Source organism: Lacibacter cauensis (assembly GCF_007830055.1).
GTDB classification, from domain to species: Bacteria; Bacteroidota; Bacteroidia; order Chitinophagales; family Chitinophagaceae; genus Lacibacter; species Lacibacter cauensis.
This window is the reverse complement of the sequence record NZ_VLLE01000003.1, coordinates 426,797-444,156: the sequence shown is the minus strand read 5'-3', so window position 1 is coordinate 444,156 and position 17,360 is coordinate 426,797. Positions and strand designations below refer to the sequence as shown.

Here is a 17,360-nt window from a genome sequence, read left to right as displayed (position 1 = left end):
CTTCAACCAAAAACTCTAACAGCATGAGATTCTTTTCAACCGCATTCCTTCTGTTTGTATGGATGCACACAAATGCACAAACAAAATCTGTTGCCAATCCTAAAGCAGAAGCCTGGAAAAAAGAAGTAATCAAAGCCATTGATGGCCGTGCAAAAGATGCACAGGTAATGGTTGATATGGTGTTCAGTTTTTCGGAACTTGGTTTTCACGAAACAGAAACAGCCGCTTACCTCACAAAAATTCTGGAAGAAAACGGATTTACCATTCAACGTGGTATTGCAGGCATACCAACTGCATGGACAGCAACATGGGGTAACGGCAAACCATTTATTGCCTTAGGCAGCGATGTGGATTGTATACCCAAAGCTTCGCAAAAACCGGGTGTTGCATTTAAAGCACCCATTGTTGAAGATGCGCCGGGCCATGGCGAAGGACATAATTCCGGTTTGCCCTTACTTATACTTTCCGCCATTGAAGTAAAGAAAATTATGGAGCGTGAAAAACTACCGGGTACACTGATGATATGGCCGGGAGTTGCTGAAGAGTTGGTAGGAAGTAAAGCCTGGTATATACGGGATGGTTATTTTAAAAATGTAGATGCCTGCATTTTTACACACGTGGGTAACAACTTAGGTGTAAGCTGGGGCGATGCCGGTAATAACGGTCTTGTTTCAGTTGAATTTATGTTTGAAGGAAGTGCCGCACATGCAGCAGGTGCTCCCTGGCGTGCAAAGAGCGCATTGGATGCAGTAGAGTTAATGAACATTGGATGGAATTATAAACGGGAACATTTAAAACCCACGCAACGATCGCACTATGTGGTAACCGATGGAGGTGATCAGCCAAATGTTGTGCCGTCTAAAGCTGCCGTTTGGTATTATTTTCGAGAGCGTACGTACGAAGATATTAAAGCTATGTACGATGATGGTATCCGCATTGCCAATGGTGCAGCAATGATGACCAATACAACAGTGAAGTATCGCTTGCTGGGTACTGCATGGCCAGGCCATTTCAATAAAGCCATTGCTGAAGCGATGTATAAAAACATACAGACTGTTGGCTTACCCACCTGGAGTAACGAGGACCAGGCACTTGCAAGAGCAGTACAGAAAATAAGTGGTGCTCCAAAGAAGGATATGCGTGGTAATGCGATTGATGGTTTGGCTGTGAAACTTGATACACTTAACGGGCCTGTACAATTTTCAATGGGCGGTGGCAGTGATGATATTGCAGACATTGCCTGGAATGTACCAACAGTTGTGTTACGTTTTCCCGGCAATATACCCGGCACACCGGGGCATAGCTGGGTAGATGGTATTGCAATGGCTACGCCGATTGCACATAAAGGAGTTGTTGCAGGAAGTAAAGCAGTAGCTGCAACGTTAATTGATATGCTTACCAATCCGAAGATTATTGCCGATGCATGGACTTATCATAACAATTTACAAACAAAAGAAGTGAAGTATAAACCGTTTGTAGATGCAGATACAAAGCCTGCTGTATTTCTGAATACCGAAATCATGCAACAGTACAGGCCAAAGCTGAAACAGTTTTACTACGACCCATCAAAATACAATACTTACCTGGAGCAATTAGGCATTACCTACCCAACATTGGAAGAAAAGAAATAAAGCTGCTTTACTTTACTTCTTCAAACATGCCGGTTTGTTTGTTCTTCCGCACATTATCGGCATGGAAGTAGCGGCCATTCATCGCTACGTAAACGCCGGGAGGAAGTGTTTGTGCAAAGGCAATGGCGCTGCCAAGATTAAAAAGCCCATCGCTGCTACCGAACTTAATGGGAATCATGGCGCCGGTGAGTACAATGGTTTTATTGCTGATTTTTTGTGCAATAATGCGGGCAGTTTCGCTCATGGTATCGGTACCGTGGGTAATCACAATCCGGTCTTCATCGGCATTGGCACACTGGTGAACAATAAGATCCCGGTCTTCATTCGTCATTTCAAGACTGTCGATCATCATTAACGTACGTATTTCAACAGGCACACGACACCTGCCCATATCGAGCAGGTCGTGCATATGTGTATCGTTAAAATAAAGCTGACCGGTTATTTCGTTGTACTCCTTATCGAATGTACCGCCCGTAATAAATATGCGGATTGCCATGAAATGCTTTTTTACAGATTTACTGCAAAGAAAAACAATCCAACGGTAATACCGAAGAGGCCGAGAATTAAATTACCAGGCCTGATGAGTTGATATAGTTTACCAACGCCGCACTGTTCTTTAAGTTGAGCTTCTTGAGAATGTTGTGCCTGTGTACCTCCACCGTTTTCAACGAAATGTTGAGCTCAGCAGAAATTTCTTTCGATGAAAGGCCCTGCTTGATGTACTTGATGACATCCAGCTCACGTGCCGATAACGTATTGGCACCGGTGCTTTCTTCTTCGAATATCTGTTCGCTTAAAATTGTTTTTACTTCTGCGCAGATATAGCGTTTGCCTTCGCTTACTGCAACAATTGCATCAAACATTTCCTGCTGTGGTGAGTTTTTGGTTACATAGCCCATTGCACCAAGCTTCAGCAGCTTTTTAACATAAGCCGGTTGCGAATGCATGGATACTCCAATAATTTTTGTTGTTGGAGAAAACTTACGGATCTGCTCAGTAGCTTCAATACCGTTTACAGGAGCCATGTTAATATCGAGCATTGCAATTTTTGGACGTAATTTTTGCGCCAGTGCAATCGCTTCTTCTCCATTACTGCATTGTGCAACAACTGTAAAACGTGGATCGCTGTTTAAAATGAAAGTCCATGTTTCTCTAATCAGCTTATGATCATCGGCAATTAAAACAGTAATCTTTTCCATGGTAATGTAGTTTTTGTTTAGTTTTTATTTATTGGAATAAGCACGGATAATTTGCATCCTTGTCCGGGATTCGTAGCAATCTCTGCCGTTCCCGCATGTAATTCTGCTCTGCTTTTTATATTCATAATACCTTGCCCTTTTCGAATAGTCCGTAAATCGAACCCTTTCCCATCATCTTCAACATAGAGTAACACTTTATTGTCTGAGACGGAAAGTTTAATGCAAACATTCCTTGCTTCTGCATGCCGTACAACATTGTTCAGCTTTTCCTGAATGATGCGGTAAATCGTAAGCTGCAATGTATTATCAATAATCTCTTCAATTTCGTCTGCAACGGAAAACTCAATTTCAAGCGTTCCCAATAACCTGAAACTGTCAACCAAATCGCTTATCGATGCAATCAGTCCCAGGTCTTTCAAGCTATGTGGCACAAGTGAGCGGGAAAGACTGCGCACTTCATTAATAACCGAGTTGATATGATTCGTACTTCTATCGATCAGAGCAGTTGGGTTTTCCTGGTTATTCTTCAGCATTTCAAGATAGAGTTTCGTAGTGGTCAGTAACTGACCAATATTATCGTGTAACTCTTTCCCTATTTCGGCACGTTCCTTTTCCTGTGCAAATACTACGGCCTGCGCAATCTGATTCTGACGGCTCTTTTCTTTTTCAATAATTTCTTTTTCAAGATTCTTTTGACGTGTTATATCCTGCATTGCGCCTACCACACGAATCGGCTTACCTTCATTATTGTATATAAGGTAGCACTTATCTGAGACAAAAGAAAACGATCCGTCTTTTTTTCTGAATCTGTACTCACATTCCCAGAAGTGAGTACTCCGTTCGGTCAAAAATTTATTAAAACTTTCAACAACATTTGCCTTGTCGTCCGGGTGTATATTTGTTGCCCAAAAATCATTTCCGGCTTCCTCATCTTCAAATCCATGGCCAAACAGTACACGGTAACCATCACTCCAGGTAATATCTTGCGTTTCAAAGTCAAGATCCCAAATGGCTTCTCTTGTGGCATTGGCTACTAACTTGTAGCGTTCGTTACTGAGACGTAATTTTTCAGCAAATAATTTTTGTTCCGATATGTCCTGCATTGCACCCACAAACCGTATGGGCAACCCATCACCATCGTGAATTTTAAACCCTTTATCGCTTACGTAAGCGTAAGTATCATCACTCTTCAAAAAGCGGTATTCGCATTGCCACTGGTTTGTTACCGATTGACTTAAAAAACTTTGCAGTTGCTGTTTGGTCCGTTCCCGGTCTTCCGGATGAAGTTTGGATTCCCAAAAATCGAGACTTGTATTTTCGGCATTCGGATCGTACCCAAAAAGTTGTTTGAAACCTTCGCTGCGAAGAATCACATTTTTCTTAATATCAAAATCCCAAATGGCCTCGTTGGTTGCCCGCTTTACATATTCGTACCGTTCGTTACTTACCGCCAATGCTTCCAGCATTTCTTTTTGCGTTGTAATATCTCTGTGCGAAGCAATGATGATTCCTTCATCAATGAGTGGTGTTGCTGTCCATGCAATCCATTTGGTAGTGCCGTGCTTAGTAATAATTCTGTTTTCAAAATAATCTACCCGCTTACCCTCACTTAATTCAAGTAGCTTCTTGTAAACTGCCGGCTTGTCAAAATCGTGTACATAGCTCAACGGATGAATGGATTTCGCTTCTTCAGCAGTATACCCGCTGAACTCGATAAATGCAGGATTTACCCGAATGTAGCGGCCGTCTAAACCAGCAATGGTTAAAATATCTCTGCTGATGAGGAAGAAATTGTTGAGCATGGTGCTGTTCATTTGCTTCGAAACTTCGGCAGCAAATAAATTAGCCATCGTACTGATGAGGTTTAGCTCATGGCGGTTATACTTTTTAGGAGTACGGCTCATTAAAGCCAGGCAGCAAACAACTTTATTGTCGGCTACAACAGGAATCATTAAGGCTGTTCGTAAACCGCAGTTCTGCATCTGCTCCAGCCGTTTAAATTGCAGCTTTGCTTTTGTAATATCTTCAATCCAGCTCGAACGAACTGTGTTGATTTGATCACTATCGAAATAATCGGCTGCAGGAAAAACAAGTTGTTTTGTAGCAGCAAAATATTCTTCCAATGCAGTTTTATCCAGACTTTCATCAACATCCACCACTTCACTTTTAAGGTAAAGCCCATCGAAACTTGGCAGCCAAAACTCGCACAAATCCCAGTTGGTAAACCTGCGCAGCTTTTGCAATGCCAGTTGCAGATTTTCTTTTAAAGCACGTGGCTGTATTAACGTATCTGAAATTTCGAAGCCCAACTCGTTTTCCTGTTGAGTGCGATAGGTTTCTGTAACATCTGTTACCTGCAGCAGATAACCATTGGTAGAAGCAAACGCTACTTCGTGACGGGAAATACGTACTAAAATCTGTCCGCCCACTTTTGTACGGTGCTCTACCACTTTGTTGCTCTGATAAATATCGTTTAGTTGTTCGCAGGTTACTTCGTGTACAAACAGATCCCGGATATTGATGTTTTTAAACTCGGCCTCTGAATAACCATAGCAGTCGATTGCCTTTTTATTGACATCGAGTATTTGAGTGTGATCTTTGCTTACAACAAACAACGGCAAAGACAGGTTGTTGAAAAATGCTTTGTAGCGTTCTTCATTACGCTTTACTTCTTCTTCAGCCTGCTTTCTTACGCTGATATCGTTAAGGTTAATCAGCATTGCATTGATGTGGGGATTACTAAAGAGATTCTTGCCCTTTACTTCTGCCCACAGCCAGCTGTTATTTTTATGCTTAAACCGTATATCAACTGCAGCATTCTTGCCCGGATTAAGCAGCTCTGCTTCGAAAACAGTTTTGGCCGTCATCAAATCTTCGGGATGAACAAGTGCAAAACCGTTAGTGCCAAGCAATTCTTTTTCGTTATAACCCAATACCTGTTCAATATTCGCAGAGCAATAGGTTACTGTATTTTCTGCATCAACAAGTATAAACACATCTACACTGTTGCTGAGCATCTGCACAAGCATTTCCTGCTTTGTATCAATTAATACATTTGCCTCTGCCAGCTGCCTGGTTTTATTGGCATTTTCGGTACTGTCGAAACCAATACATTGGATGTATGCAACTCCATCAACAGCTTTTATATAGGTAAACTCCCATTTTGTATAAATGTAATTACCTAGTGCAGAAGGTTTACGTACTTCAATAGGAAAACTACGTCCGGGTTGTTGTATGCATTGTTCTACAACTGCTGCGGTCAATGTATGATCAGCCGGGTGTACACTTTCAAAAGAATGTAGTTTAACAAGAACAGTATCGGGTGTTGTAAAACGTTCGAGGAAATAATCATTTGCAGCGCAGTAATAGCCATCCATTCCAATCAATACGTAGTATAATTGACGGCTGTTCTGGAAGATATCGGGTATGAGTTCTGCGCTGTTCATTAATATTGGATACACATCAAAAGTAAACTAAAACACTTACCGAAATTGTAGTACAAAGCCTCATTCACTTGCAGTAACAATTTCGTATAAATACTAATATCTGCGGTTACAACAGTATAGAATCTGTTGTAAATAAACGTAAAAAAACGAAGTGACCAATACTACTTTAAGGTAGTTACTTAGTGTTGCTACATGATTAACATTAAAAACCTCCATTCATCCAAACTTTTGTTTCTGTTTGGTCTTTTAACCTACCTTACCGGTTCTTAAATTAAACCACAGCATGAGAAAATTGGTCCTCTTTGCCTGGCTGTTATTCCTTACAATAACAACCAGGGCACAGGAAACATTTCCTGTAAACGGCGTAGCCGAACCTAAGGCAAGCTGCTATGCATTTACCAATGCAACAATTGTAAAAGATGCCGCTACAAGCATCAGTAACGCCAGCATGATTATCCGTGATGGAAAAATCACTGCAATTGGTACAGCAATCAGCATCCCTGCTGATGCAATGGTGATTGATTGCAAAGGCAAATTCATCTATCCATCGTTTATTGATTTGTATGCCGATTACGGTATGCCTGTTGCCCAGCGTACACAAGGCGGCTTCAACTTTAATGCACCGGCACAGCTTGCATCCAATCAAAAAGGTGCTTATGGCTGGAACCAGGCCATCCGTACCGATGTACAGGGTGTACAGATTTTTACTGCCGATAATGTAAAGGCAAAAGCATTAAGAGAAAGTGGCTTTGGTGCTGCACTTGCGCACCAGCGTGATGGTATTGCACGTGGTACAGGTGTGTTTGTTACACTGGCTGATACAAAAGAAAATAAAACAATCATTAAAGAAAAAGCTGCTGCGCATTATTCGTTCAGCAAAGGCACATCTATGCAATCGTACCCAAGTTCAATTATGGGTAGTATTTCATTGCTGCGCCAAACTTACCTCGATGCACAATGGTATAAAAATAATCCGTTGGCAGAAGGTGTAAACCTGACGTTGAAATATTGGAACGAACAACAAAATCTGCCCCAGATTTTTGAAGCAAACGATAAATGGGCTGTAGTACGTGCCGATAAGATAGGCGATGAATTTGGTGTGCAGTTTATAATGAAAGCAGGCGGTAACGAGTACCAACGTATAACCGATATGGCCGGCACAAAGGCCACGTTTATTCTGCCGTTGAATTATCCTGCAGCAATGGATATTGAAGATCCGCATGATGCACGTTTTGTTTCGCTCACCGATATGAAGCATTGGGAAATGGCTCCGGCTAATGCAGCCATGTTTGAAAAAGCAGGTATCAACTTTGTACTTACTACATCCGATTTGCGTGATCCACGCCAGTTCCTCACCAACCTGCGCAAAGCAATGGAGTATGGTTTAAGTGAGAGTAAAGCAATGGAAGCTTTAACCAAAGTACCGGCTACTTTACTTGGTGTGTACGATGTGGTGGGCAGTCTCGATGCAGGTAAACTGGCGAACTTCCTCATTACATCCGGTCCGATCTTTTCAGAAAAAACAACCATTTATCAAAACTGGGTACAAGGCGAAAAATACAGTGTAAAAGATGAGTTGTGGAACGATGTAAAAGGTGTTTACAACTTAACTGTAAATACACCCGGCGGTGCTAAAACATTTACACTTGATGTAAAGAACAGCACGACAGCAACGGTTATTGGAAAAGATACACTCACCGGACGTTTTACATTTGATGGCAAACAGGTTCGCCTCAACTTCCCCGAAGCAAAAGGCAGCCGTAACAATATTCGTTTAAGCGGTATTGCAAACGACAATCTCTGGAGTGGTGTGGGCGATGATGTAAACGGAAATCGTTTTACATGGACCGCTGTTTACAGCAAAGAAACAATGGTGAAAGCTGACAGCACCCGTAGCAAAGCACCGGTGAAAATCGGATCCGTAACTTATCCGTTTAATGGATATGGATATACCGAAATGCCAAAGCAGGAAACTATTCTTATTAAAAATGCTACCGTTTGGACCAATGAAAAAGAAGGCATTTTACAAAATACCGATGTACTGATTAAGAATGGTAAGATTACTGCTATTGGTAAAAACCTCAGCGATGCAGGTGCAAAAGTAATTGATGGTTCAGGCAAGCATGTTACTGCCGGTATTATTGATGAGCACTCGCATATTGCTGCAGCTTCTATTAACGAAGGCGGGCAAAGTGTTACATCGGAAGTACGTATTGCCGATAACTTAAACCCGGATGATATTAATATCTATCGCCAGTTAAGCGGTGGTGTTACATCCTCACATATTCTGCATGGTTCTGCTAATACCATTGGCGGACAAACACAACTCATTAAACTCCGTTGGGGTGCCAATGATGAGGGTTTGAAATTCCAGAACTGGCCGGGCTACATCAAGTTTGCATTGGGCGAAAACGTAAAACGTACTTCATCTCAACAAAACAACCGTTTCCCCGATACCCGTATGGGCGTAAGCCAGGTATTGATAGATGCATTTACACGTGCAAGAGATTATGAAGCTGCATGGAAAAAGTTTGATGAAGAGAAAAAGAAAAATCCAAAAGCAACAGCCCCACGTCGTGATCTGGAGTTAGATGCATTGGTAGAAATTCTCAACAAAAAACGTTTTATCACTTGTCACTCTTATGTACAAAGTGAGATCACCGATATGATTCGTGTTGCAGACAGATTTGGTTTTACATTAAACACCTTCACACATATTCTGGAAGGTTATAAAGTAGCCGATAAAATGAAAGCACATGGTGCCAACGCTTCTACCTTCAGCGATTGGTGGAATTATAAAATGGAAGTGGTTGATGCTATTCCTTACAACGCTAACCTTATGCAGAAAGTAGGTGTTAATGTTGCTATCAATTCAGATGATGCTGAAATGGCCCGCCACCTGAATCATGAAGCAGCAAAGAGTGTAAAGTATGGTAGTATGAGCGAAGAAGATGCGTTGAAAATGGTTACACTCAACCCTTCAAAAATGCTGCGTGTTGATGACCGTGTAGGTAGTATTAAAGTGGGTAAAGATGCAGACATTGTATTGTGGAGCGATCATCCGTTGAGCATTTATGCAAAAGCAGAAAAAACAATTGTAGATGGTATTGTTTATTACGATCGTGAAAAAGACAAACAGCTGCGTGTTGATATTGCCAAAGAACGTGCCCGTTTAATGGCAAAGATGATTGGCGAAAAACGTTCGGGTATGCCAACAGTTCCGTTTGCACCAAGCATGGAAATTATGCACACCTGTTCCGATCATAATCACAGTCATGGTTTACTGGTAGTAGATGCCGATGAACTGAATCAAAACAGCAACCAATAAAACTTACTGCAATGAAGAAACTAATTTTAAGTATACAACTTTTACTGGCAGCTGTTTTTGCATCTGCACAGGAAACAGTTTATCCTGCCGGTAAACAAACCGAAACAATAACCATTACCAATGCTACTATTCATGTTGGCAATGGTACAGTTATCAGCAATGGATTCATTACGTTTGAAAACGGAAAAATTAAAGCGGTAGGTCAAACTGCTCCTGCAAGCGGTGGGAAAGTGATTGATGCCAAAGGCAAGCATGTATATCCCGGTTTAATTCTTTCGTCTTCGCAACTGGGCCTGGTAGAAGTAAACAGTGTACGTGCAACGATCGATCATACAGAAATCGGTTTGTACAACCCCAACATCCGTTCGATTGTTGCTTATAATACCGATTCAAAAGTAATCGGCACTTTACGCAGCAACGGCATCCTGTTTGCCAACGTTGTACCGCAAGGTGGCACCATCAGCGGTTCATCAACTGTTGTGCAACTTGATGCATGGAACTGGGAAGATGCAATTTATAAAGCCGATGGACAAATGCACATCAACATGCCGTCGTTACTTCCCCGCCCTTCACGGTTTGGTGGTTTTGGCGGTGGCGCAGAAACAAGAAGCAGTGCAGACAGAGTAAAAGAAGCATTGGCCGAAGTAGAAAACATCAAAGACTTTTTCCGTGAGGCAAAGGTTTATCTGAAAGAAACGACACACAGCAAAACAAATTTGAAATACGAAGCAACAAAAGCATTGTTTGAGAAAAAACAAAAGCTGTTTGTGCATTGCGATATTGTAAAAGAAATGCTGGTAGCAGTTGATTTTGCAAAAGAGTTTGGCTTTGATGTGGTGATTGTTGGCGGTAGTGAAAGCTGGCAAATTGCAGATTTACTGAAGCTGAATAACATTGCTGTAATACTTGCCCAACGCCATGCATTGCCAACCATGACGGATGACGATGTGGATCTTCCTTACAAATCGGCTACTTATCTGCAGGATGCAGGTGTGCTGTATGCTATTAACGATGAAGATGGACAAACCAGAGGACGCAATCTTCCATTCAATGCAGGTACGGCAGCTGCCTATGGTATTACCAAAGAGCAGGCACTTACGGCTATTACATTAAATGCTGCAAAAATCCTCGGTATTGACAATGTTACCGGTTCCCTCGAAGTAGGTAAGGATGCAAATATTGTTATTTCTGAAGGGGATATCCTGGATATGAAATCGAGCATTGTTACAACGGTGTTTATCCAGGGCCGCCAATCAAGCCTTGACGATAAGCACAAACAACTGAACGAGCGCTATAAGTATAAGTACGGGATAAAGTAATACAAGCTACTTAGCTTAATAAAAAAGGTTACCGTAAATCGGTAACCTTTTTTATTACGTACTTAAACAGTAAGAAAAACGTTTATATCTTCACATTACCCAAACTTGAAATCACCATGAATAAGCTTCTGCCGGTTTTGTTGCTACTAGGTGTGTTCGGCTCCTGCAGAAAACCCCAAGATACCCCGCCGCTGCAAAGCATTCTTACAGATGGCGTATGGCGTATTTCCCTGTACAAACAAAACAATAATAACTACACGTATCTTTATTCCGGCTGGCAGTTTCGTTTTAACAACGATAAAACTGTAAACGTAAGTAATGGCACCCAAACCTTTGCAGGTACATGGAACGAAGACCCACGGGCCGATAATTTTACTATCAACATCACCAGCACCGAACAGGAGTTATCAGAAATAAGTCATCTTTGGTTTAACAAGCTGCTTACTTACAAGCAGGTATTGTTTCATAACGACAGAGCCAATCCTACCAAAGAATTACAGTTTACAAAACTGTAATTGTATCAACCAATTAATTTGGGATAATCAACAAACCAGAAGTTCTTCTTTGCTTTTGCAAATTTGCTCCAGCTGTCGGTTTCAATTTTAACTGCAAAAATGCAGCAGGTAGGCATGTTGTCAATTTTTGCACTGCTTAATTGATTTGCAAATTCGGTGATGCCATTGTTGTGCGAGAAAATTGCAACGGCGTCGAGGCTGTCGGGCAGCGAGCTAATTGTTTCTTCAAATACAGAAGGTTCCGGCAGGTATAGCTGCGACAATAATTGGATATCGGCTTTGCTTTTATCAAATGCCTCCACGAAGAATTCGCAGGTTTGTTTTGCCCGTACTGCCGGACTGCTGATAAATGCATCGATCTGTACATTCCGATCGAACAGCTTTTTTGCCATTACCGGAGCATCTTTTATACCTCGTGCATTCAGCGGCCGGTCAAAATCGTTTTGCTGAGGGCTATCCCAGCTGCTTTTTGCATGGCGAATAAGAAACAACGATTTCATCTTCTGAAAGTAAGCATTCAACCGCAATAAAAAAACCACCTGTTGTTCCAGATGGTTCTCTCTTCAGTATTTTTCCGGCTCGATATTTTGATTTTAAAGACGGACGTTTTAGTACAACAAAAATTTTACCAAAGACGAAAAACTCCGTGGGTATTTTTAATAACCACGAACATTTTTTCCATCGAGGAAGTTCAACAAAGCTTTGTTACAAACCCTGTTACCACCCGGGGTAGGATAGTTACCTGTAAAATACCAATCGCCTGTGTTTGTAGGACAGCTGGCGTGCAGGTCTTCAATGTTCTGGTAAATTACCTGTACAGGAATTGAAAATCCTGCAGGTGTAATCAACTGTGCAATTTTATCGCTGATCTCTTCTGTTGTAAATGGCTTATAAATACGGCGCACCACGTTTTCGGTATGCAGCTGGTTATTGCGTTGCAATTCTTTAATGGTATCGTGAGCCTCTGTAATTACATGTTCCATTCCCCGCTCCTTCAGTAATTCAATGGCCGCACGAAATGCAACAAAGTCGCCCAGCTTGCTCATATCAATACCGTAACAATCCGGGTAACGGATTTGCGGGGCACTTGATACAACAATAATTTTCTTTGGACCCAAACGACCTAACATGCGTACAATACTTTCTTTCAGCGTCGTACCACGTACAATCGAATCGTCGATTACCACCAAGGTATCTTCTCCACGACGAACGGTGCCATATGTAACATCGTACACGTGTTGTACCATTTCGTTGCGACTGCTGTCTTCGGTAATAAACGTGCGCAGCTTCACATCCTTGATCGCAATTTTTTCCTGGCGGATCTTGCGGGTAATCATCTCATTCAGCTTCTCTTCATCAAAATCATTTCCCCAGCTGAGGATACGCTGTACTTTGATCTGGTTAAGATAATCTTCCATACCTTTTACCAAACCAAAAAATGCAACTTCGGCTGTATTGGGAATATAAGAGAAGATGGTATTCTTTAAATCGTAGTTGATGTTTTCAAGAATACGTTTGCTGAGTTTATAACCAAGTGTAATCCGCTCACGATAAATTTTTTCATCGCTGCCACGGCTGAAATAAATACGTTCGAACGAGCAGGCTCTTCTTTCTTTCGGTTCAATTACCTGTTCAATATGGTATTGACCGTTCGACTCAACAATTAACGCCTGGCCGGGCATTAATTCCAGCACTTCGTTTTCGCCCACATTAAAGGTGGTACGAATAGCTGCACGCTCACTTGCAGCCACAATCACTTCCTCATCAATATAGTAATAAGCCGGACGGATACCATGTGCATCACGCATTACAAAGCTGGCTCCATTACCCGTCATACCACCAATAGTGTAACCACCATCAAACAACGGCGTTGCTTTTTTCAGCACATTCAGTACCGACGGATTGTTTGGGTTGATCTCATCTTCCTTTACAAGAAAATGATGCACCACTTCCATCATGGCTGCCAAATCACTCTGGCGCTGAAACTCACCCGGGTCAATATTCACCAATCCGAAAAGTTCATCTGTATTGACAAGATTGAAGTTACCTGCGAGGGCGAGGTTACGGGCTGTATTGGTATTGCGTTTAATAAAAGGATGACAAAACTCTACGTTGTTCTTTCCCTGTGTTCCGTAGCGGAGATGCCCCAACATCAGCTCACCTAAAAAAGGCAAATGGCCTTTCATTAAGCCAGCATGCTGTTTAATATCGGGTTGATATTTTTCCAGCTCCTGCACTTCCTGTCCTACTTTAAAGAACAAGTCGGCAATTGGTTGGGGTGCACTGCTGCGTAAACGGTGCAGGAAAGGATAACCCGGTTCAACATCCAGCTTAACGGCTGCTATACCGGCACCGTCTTGTCCACGGTTGTGCTGCTTTTCCATAAGGAGGTACAGCTTGTTAAGGCCATACAGCACCGAGCCATATTGTTTCTGGTAATGCGAGAAGGGTTTGCGTAAACGAATGAAGGCAAGGCCACATTCGTGTTTTATTTCGTCGCTCATGATTGTTGTATCAGAAATCAACCGCCGTTTTCTTAACTACGGTTGTGGAAGGCGCAAAGGTAAGAACCTGTTGCAACATTCCTGCATTAATTCAACACCGTTTCGGGGTAAAGGCTTTCGGCCAGCCATAAAAATTCCCTTATAAAAACATCAACATTTTTCTGAAATGATTGATCTACAAGGTTTCCGCGCTCATCAAATTTCTTATCCACACCACCCACAATTAACATATAAGGACTGGCTATACCGAATAAAGCATTAATCAGCAATTGCATTTGCTGCGTTGCCCGAATACCGCCTAAAGGACCAGGGCTTGCTGTAACAATACCAAACGCCTTGTGTGTTTGTTTGGGATAATGATCAAGCAGGTTTTTCATGGCAGGTGTATAACTACCATTGTATTCGGGTGTTACAAGGATAAACGCATTGGCTGCGAACATCCGTTTGCTTAAAGGCTTAAATTCTTCAGGAGTAGCATCTACCGATACAAACACGTCCTGTAAAAGTGGAAGGTTCCACTCCCGCACATCAATAATGTCAACGGTGTGCGTTGTATTTTTTTCAAGAAGCTGTTTGAGAAAGATGGCTACACGGTTGGTTACGCTGTTTTCTCTGGGGCTTCCTGTAATAATTTCAATATTCATAATAGTATTCCTCCTTTCCTTTTCCGCTGTTGCATTAAAGTTCAAAAATAGTCTCTCCTAATTGAGATGTCCGAATTTACCGGCATTAAAATCATCAATCGCCTCAATAATTTCCTGTTGCGTGTTCATTACAAAAGGACCATACGCTGCTACCGGCTCATTAATCGGCTCACCACTTAACAATAACAAATGTGTTTCATTATTTGTTTGCACGTGAATGGTAGCACCAGCATTGTCGAACAGGAGCATATCACCTTCTCTTGCCGTTTTTTCATCGTTGATGAGTACGGTGCCTTTTAAAACAAGTACCGTAGTATGATCGCCCTCTGTTACGTTAAATTCAAAAGCGGCGTCGGCATGCACATGTGCATCAAAAATATTAATACGGGTAAATGTGTTGGCAGGGCCTTTTACGCCATTCATTTCTCCGGCAATGATTCTTATTTTGCCTTTTTCATCCGTTAATGTTATTTCCGGAATATTGGTTGATCGTATATCCTGGTAGGCCGGCGCTGTTGCTTTGTTTTTTGCCGGAAGGTTTACCCAAAGCTGGGCACCGTGCAATACACCGCCTTTTTTGCTAAACTCTTCTTCGTGAAATTCTTTGTGTAAGATGCCGGCACCTGCTGTCATCCACTGCACATCGCCTGCAAATAATTTGCCCTTACCACCGCTGCTGTCTTCATGCGCCAATGCACCTTCCCATAAAATACTCACCGTTTCAAAACCTTTGTGCGGATGTACATCTACACCACGGGGATGATCGGTTGGTAAATAATTGGTGGGTTCAATGTAATCAAGCATCAGGAAAGGGCTCAGGTCTTTCCACATCGCCGACGAAATAAACGTTCTCACTTTAAACCCATCTCCTACCATGTGTGGGGGAGCCGCTCTCCTGATGTACTTGATCTGTTTCATAACTGTTTTTCTTAAAATGCTCTTACGATTGCTTTACTTATTGCTTCACAAACTGAACATGGAACTGCAGTTTTACATCGTCACTTACCACTACACCACCAGCTTCTGTAACTGCATCCCAGCCCAAGCCAAATTCTTTACGTTTGATTTTACCTTCTGCTTCAAAACCAACTTTTGTCTGACCCCATGGATCTACCATTAAACCTGCATACTCAGCTTTCAGTTCAATTGGTTTTGTTACATCACGGATGGTTAAGTCACCTTTCACCACATAACCATCATCGCTTTTTGTAAATGATGTAGAAGTAAACTTCAGTTCAGGATATTTTTCTGCTGCGAAGAAATCATCGCTTTTCAGATGACCATCACGTTGCTCGTTACGGGTGTCTACGCTGTTAATGTCTGCTGTAAAGGTTACCACTGCATCAGAAAAATCTTCTGCTTCTGCAGTTAATGTAGCATCAAATGTTTTAAACTGACCTGTAACTGTTGTAATCATCAGGTGTTTTACTTTAAAAATAATGTCGCTGTGTGCTGCATCAATTTTGTACGTTGCCATTGTGTTTAGATTTTGTTTTTTGTTTAAGTATTTGTTTTAAAAATTGTCTATTTCAACATAGGTACTTCCATCAGTAATAATCGTGCGTCAGCATCTGCCTGAATATTTAGTACATCTGTTTCGCTGATGCCAAGTCCGTCTCTTTTGTTAAGTGCTTCACCATTAATGGTAACATCACCTTCAAGAACAAAAGCATACACGCCGTTCTCAGCAGACTTCAATTTATACTCGGCTGAAAATCCTTTTTCCAGATTGCCAAGGCTAAACCATGCATCCTGGTGAATCCAAACACCCTCGTCATCTGCATTAGGACTAAGCACCTGCAGCAGATTATTTTTCATTTTACTTTCATCGAGAGTTATTTGTCCGTAGCGGGGCTCTACATTTTTCTTGTTGGGGAACACCCATATCTGTAAAAACTTTACCTCTTGGTCTTTACGTGCATTCATTTCGCTGTGCGCAATACCTGTACCTGCACTCATCACCTGGATATCACCCTGTTTAATAATGGCTTCATTACCCATACTGTCCTTATGCTTCAGGTCGCCACTTAATGGAATGGAAATAATTTCCATGTTATCGTGCGGGTGCGTACCAAAACCCATACCTGCTGCAACAGTATCATCATTCAAAACCCGTAAAGCACCAAAATGAATGCGCTCGGGATTGTAGTAACCGGCAAAACTAAAGCTGTGGTAACTGTTCAGCCATCCGTGATTGGCATGGCCCCTGGTTCCTGCTTTGTGTAATACCTTTTTCATACTTACTCCTTTTTATATTACATGTACATACATGTATTTGTTTAAAAAAAATCAACTTTCCTGTTGTCTGATGATTTCCAGCAATTCGTTCAACTTGGCTGCATCGTTTTCGTTCAGCTTCACATGCTGGTCAAATACGCTGTTAATACGTTGCGTACTCAGCTCAAGAATATTTAAGCCAGCAGCTGTAAGTGCCATTACGGTATGGCGCTTATCATTTGCATCGGTCGTTCGCTTCACCAGCTTTTTCAACACCAACCGATCAATAATACGTGGCACATTTGAGCTTTTTTCAATCATACGTCCTGCAATATCCTTTACACACATTTCTTCCGGCGACTTGCCCTTCAAAATACGTAACACATTGTATTGCTCATGCGTAAGCCCAAACTGCTTCAATTCCCTGCTCATCATGGTTTTTAACCACCAGGCAGTATACAACACATTCAACACTGCTTTATGATTTTCGTTTTTGAAATTTGTGCTTTGTATGGCTTGTTCCAGTTTCACAATGCAAATATATGTACATACATGTA

At 41.8% G+C, this 17,360-nt stretch carries 14 protein-coding genes; 4 read left to right on the top strand and 10 right to left on the bottom strand.

Annotated elements, in window-relative coordinates; genetic code table 11:
* Positions 1-23: 23 nt before the first annotated feature.
* On the top strand, positions 24-1,631 hold the full coding sequence (locus IQ13_RS07160) for an amidohydrolase (protein WP_144885437.1): 1,608 nt from the start codon (positions 24-26) through the stop codon (positions 1,629-1,631).
* Between the two features lie 7 nt (positions 1,632-1,638).
* On the opposite strand, the gene IQ13_RS07155 is transcribed toward IQ13_RS07160, so the two are convergent.
* The 3 genes from IQ13_RS07155 to IQ13_RS07145 form a co-directional block, all read right to left on the bottom strand.
* Positions 1,639-2,127 carry an asparaginase domain-containing protein gene (locus IQ13_RS07155; protein ID WP_144885435.1) on the bottom strand — a complete coding sequence of 163 codons (489 nt, stop codon included), beginning with the start codon at positions 2,125-2,127 and terminating at the stop codon, positions 1,639-1,641.
* A gap of 67 nt (positions 2,128-2,194) precedes the next feature.
* A complete protein-coding gene (locus IQ13_RS07150; RefSeq protein WP_144885434.1) occupies positions 2,195-2,830 on the bottom strand; it encodes a response regulator transcription factor in 636 nt (211 codons plus the stop codon).
* Positions 2,831-2,847: 17 nt separating this feature from the next.
* Positions 2,848-6,276, bottom strand: a complete 3,429-nt coding sequence (locus IQ13_RS07145; protein WP_144885432.1) for a PAS domain S-box protein — start codon at positions 6,274-6,276, stop codon at positions 2,848-2,850.
* Between the two features lie 283 nt (positions 6,277-6,559).
* On the opposite strand from IQ13_RS07145, the gene IQ13_RS07140 reads away from it, so the two are divergent.
* From IQ13_RS07140 to IQ13_RS07130, 3 genes are all read left to right on the top strand, one after another.
* Positions 6,560-9,604 (top strand): amidohydrolase family protein, encoded by a 3,045-nt coding sequence (locus IQ13_RS07140; RefSeq protein WP_144885430.1) that lies wholly within the window; start codon positions 6,560-6,562, stop codon positions 9,602-9,604.
* A gap of 11 nt (positions 9,605-9,615) precedes the next feature.
* On the top strand, positions 9,616-10,923 hold the full coding sequence (locus tag IQ13_RS07135; RefSeq protein WP_144885428.1) for an amidohydrolase family protein: 1,308 nt from the start codon (positions 9,616-9,618) through the stop codon (positions 10,921-10,923).
* A gap of 116 nt (positions 10,924-11,039) precedes the next feature.
* Positions 11,040-11,438, top strand: coding sequence for a hypothetical protein (locus tag IQ13_RS07130; RefSeq protein WP_144885426.1), 399 nt, complete (start codon positions 11,040-11,042; stop codon positions 11,436-11,438).
* A 5-nt stretch (positions 11,439-11,443) separates the two neighbouring features.
* Here the strand turns inward: IQ13_RS07130 and IQ13_RS07125 are convergent, their stop codons facing one another.
* The 7 genes from IQ13_RS07125 to IQ13_RS07095 form a co-directional block, all read right to left on the bottom strand.
* Complete coding sequence (locus IQ13_RS07125; protein WP_144885424.1) at positions 11,444-11,938, bottom strand: SixA phosphatase family protein; 495 nt, start codon at positions 11,936-11,938, stop codon at positions 11,444-11,446.
* A 156-nt stretch (positions 11,939-12,094) separates the two neighbouring features.
* Positions 12,095-13,942 carry an amidophosphoribosyltransferase gene (locus tag IQ13_RS07120; protein WP_144885422.1) on the bottom strand — a complete coding sequence of 616 codons (1,848 nt, stop codon included), beginning with the start codon at positions 13,940-13,942 and terminating at the stop codon, positions 12,095-12,097.
* Positions 13,943-14,028: 86 nt separating this feature from the next.
* Positions 14,029-14,586, bottom strand: a complete 558-nt coding sequence (locus IQ13_RS07115) for an NADPH-dependent FMN reductase (RefSeq protein WP_144885420.1) — start codon at positions 14,584-14,586, stop codon at positions 14,029-14,031.
* A 57-nt stretch (positions 14,587-14,643) separates the two neighbouring features.
* Positions 14,644-15,504, bottom strand: a complete 861-nt coding sequence (locus tag IQ13_RS07110; RefSeq protein ID WP_144885418.1) for a pirin family protein — start codon at positions 15,502-15,504, stop codon at positions 14,644-14,646.
* A 37-nt stretch (positions 15,505-15,541) separates the two neighbouring features.
* On the bottom strand, positions 15,542-16,063 hold the full coding sequence (locus IQ13_RS07105) for a YceI family protein (RefSeq protein ID WP_144885417.1): 522 nt from the start codon (positions 16,061-16,063) through the stop codon (positions 15,542-15,544).
* A 47-nt stretch (positions 16,064-16,110) separates the two neighbouring features.
* Positions 16,111-16,824, bottom strand: coding sequence for a pirin family protein (locus IQ13_RS07100; RefSeq protein WP_144885415.1), 714 nt, complete (start codon positions 16,822-16,824; stop codon positions 16,111-16,113).
* Positions 16,825-16,875: 51 nt separating this feature from the next.
* On the bottom strand, positions 16,876-17,334 hold the full coding sequence (locus tag IQ13_RS07095; protein ID WP_144885413.1) for a MarR family winged helix-turn-helix transcriptional regulator: 459 nt from the start codon (positions 17,332-17,334) through the stop codon (positions 16,876-16,878).
* Between the last annotated feature and the right edge of the window lie 26 nt (positions 17,335-17,360).

What these genes read in the sequence shown, in the direction of transcription:
- IQ13_RS07140 (WP_144885430.1), top strand. Translation starts at nt 6,560, where the DNA reads ATGAGAAAATTGGTCCTCTTTGCCTGGCTGTTATTCCTTACAATAACA.
- IQ13_RS07120 (WP_144885422.1), bottom strand. Translation starts at nt 13,942, where the DNA reads ATGAGCGACGAAATAAAACACGAATGTGGCCTTGCCTTCATTCGTTTA.
- IQ13_RS07110 (WP_144885418.1), bottom strand. Translation starts at nt 15,504, where the DNA reads ATGAAACAGATCAAGTACATCAGGAGAGCGGCTCCCCCACACATGGTA.
- IQ13_RS07145 (WP_144885432.1), bottom strand. Translation starts at nt 6,276, where the DNA reads ATGAACAGCGCAGAACTCATACCCGATATCTTCCAGAACAGCCGTCAA.
- IQ13_RS07100 (WP_144885415.1), bottom strand. Translation starts at nt 16,824, where the DNA reads ATGAAAAAGGTATTACACAAAGCAGGAACCAGGGGCCATGCCAATCAC.
- IQ13_RS07130 (WP_144885426.1), top strand. Translation starts at nt 11,040, where the DNA reads ATGAATAAGCTTCTGCCGGTTTTGTTGCTACTAGGTGTGTTCGGCTCC.
- IQ13_RS07135 (WP_144885428.1), top strand. Translation starts at nt 9,616, where the DNA reads ATGAAGAAACTAATTTTAAGTATACAACTTTTACTGGCAGCTGTTTTT.
- IQ13_RS07155 (WP_144885435.1), bottom strand. Translation starts at nt 2,127, where the DNA reads ATGGCAATCCGCATATTTATTACGGGCGGTACATTCGATAAGGAGTAC.
- IQ13_RS07105 (WP_144885417.1), bottom strand. Translation starts at nt 16,063, where the DNA reads ATGGCAACGTACAAAATTGATGCAGCACACAGCGACATTATTTTTAAA.
- IQ13_RS07160 (WP_144885437.1), top strand. Translation starts at nt 24, where the DNA reads ATGAGATTCTTTTCAACCGCATTCCTTCTGTTTGTATGGATGCACACA.
- IQ13_RS07150 (WP_144885434.1), bottom strand. Translation starts at nt 2,830, where the DNA reads ATGGAAAAGATTACTGTTTTAATTGCCGATGATCATAAGCTGATTAGA.
- IQ13_RS07115 (WP_144885420.1), bottom strand. Translation starts at nt 14,586, where the DNA reads ATGAATATTGAAATTATTACAGGAAGCCCCAGAGAAAACAGCGTAACC.
- IQ13_RS07125 (WP_144885424.1), bottom strand. Translation starts at nt 11,938, where the DNA reads ATGAAATCGTTGTTTCTTATTCGCCATGCAAAAAGCAGCTGGGATAGC.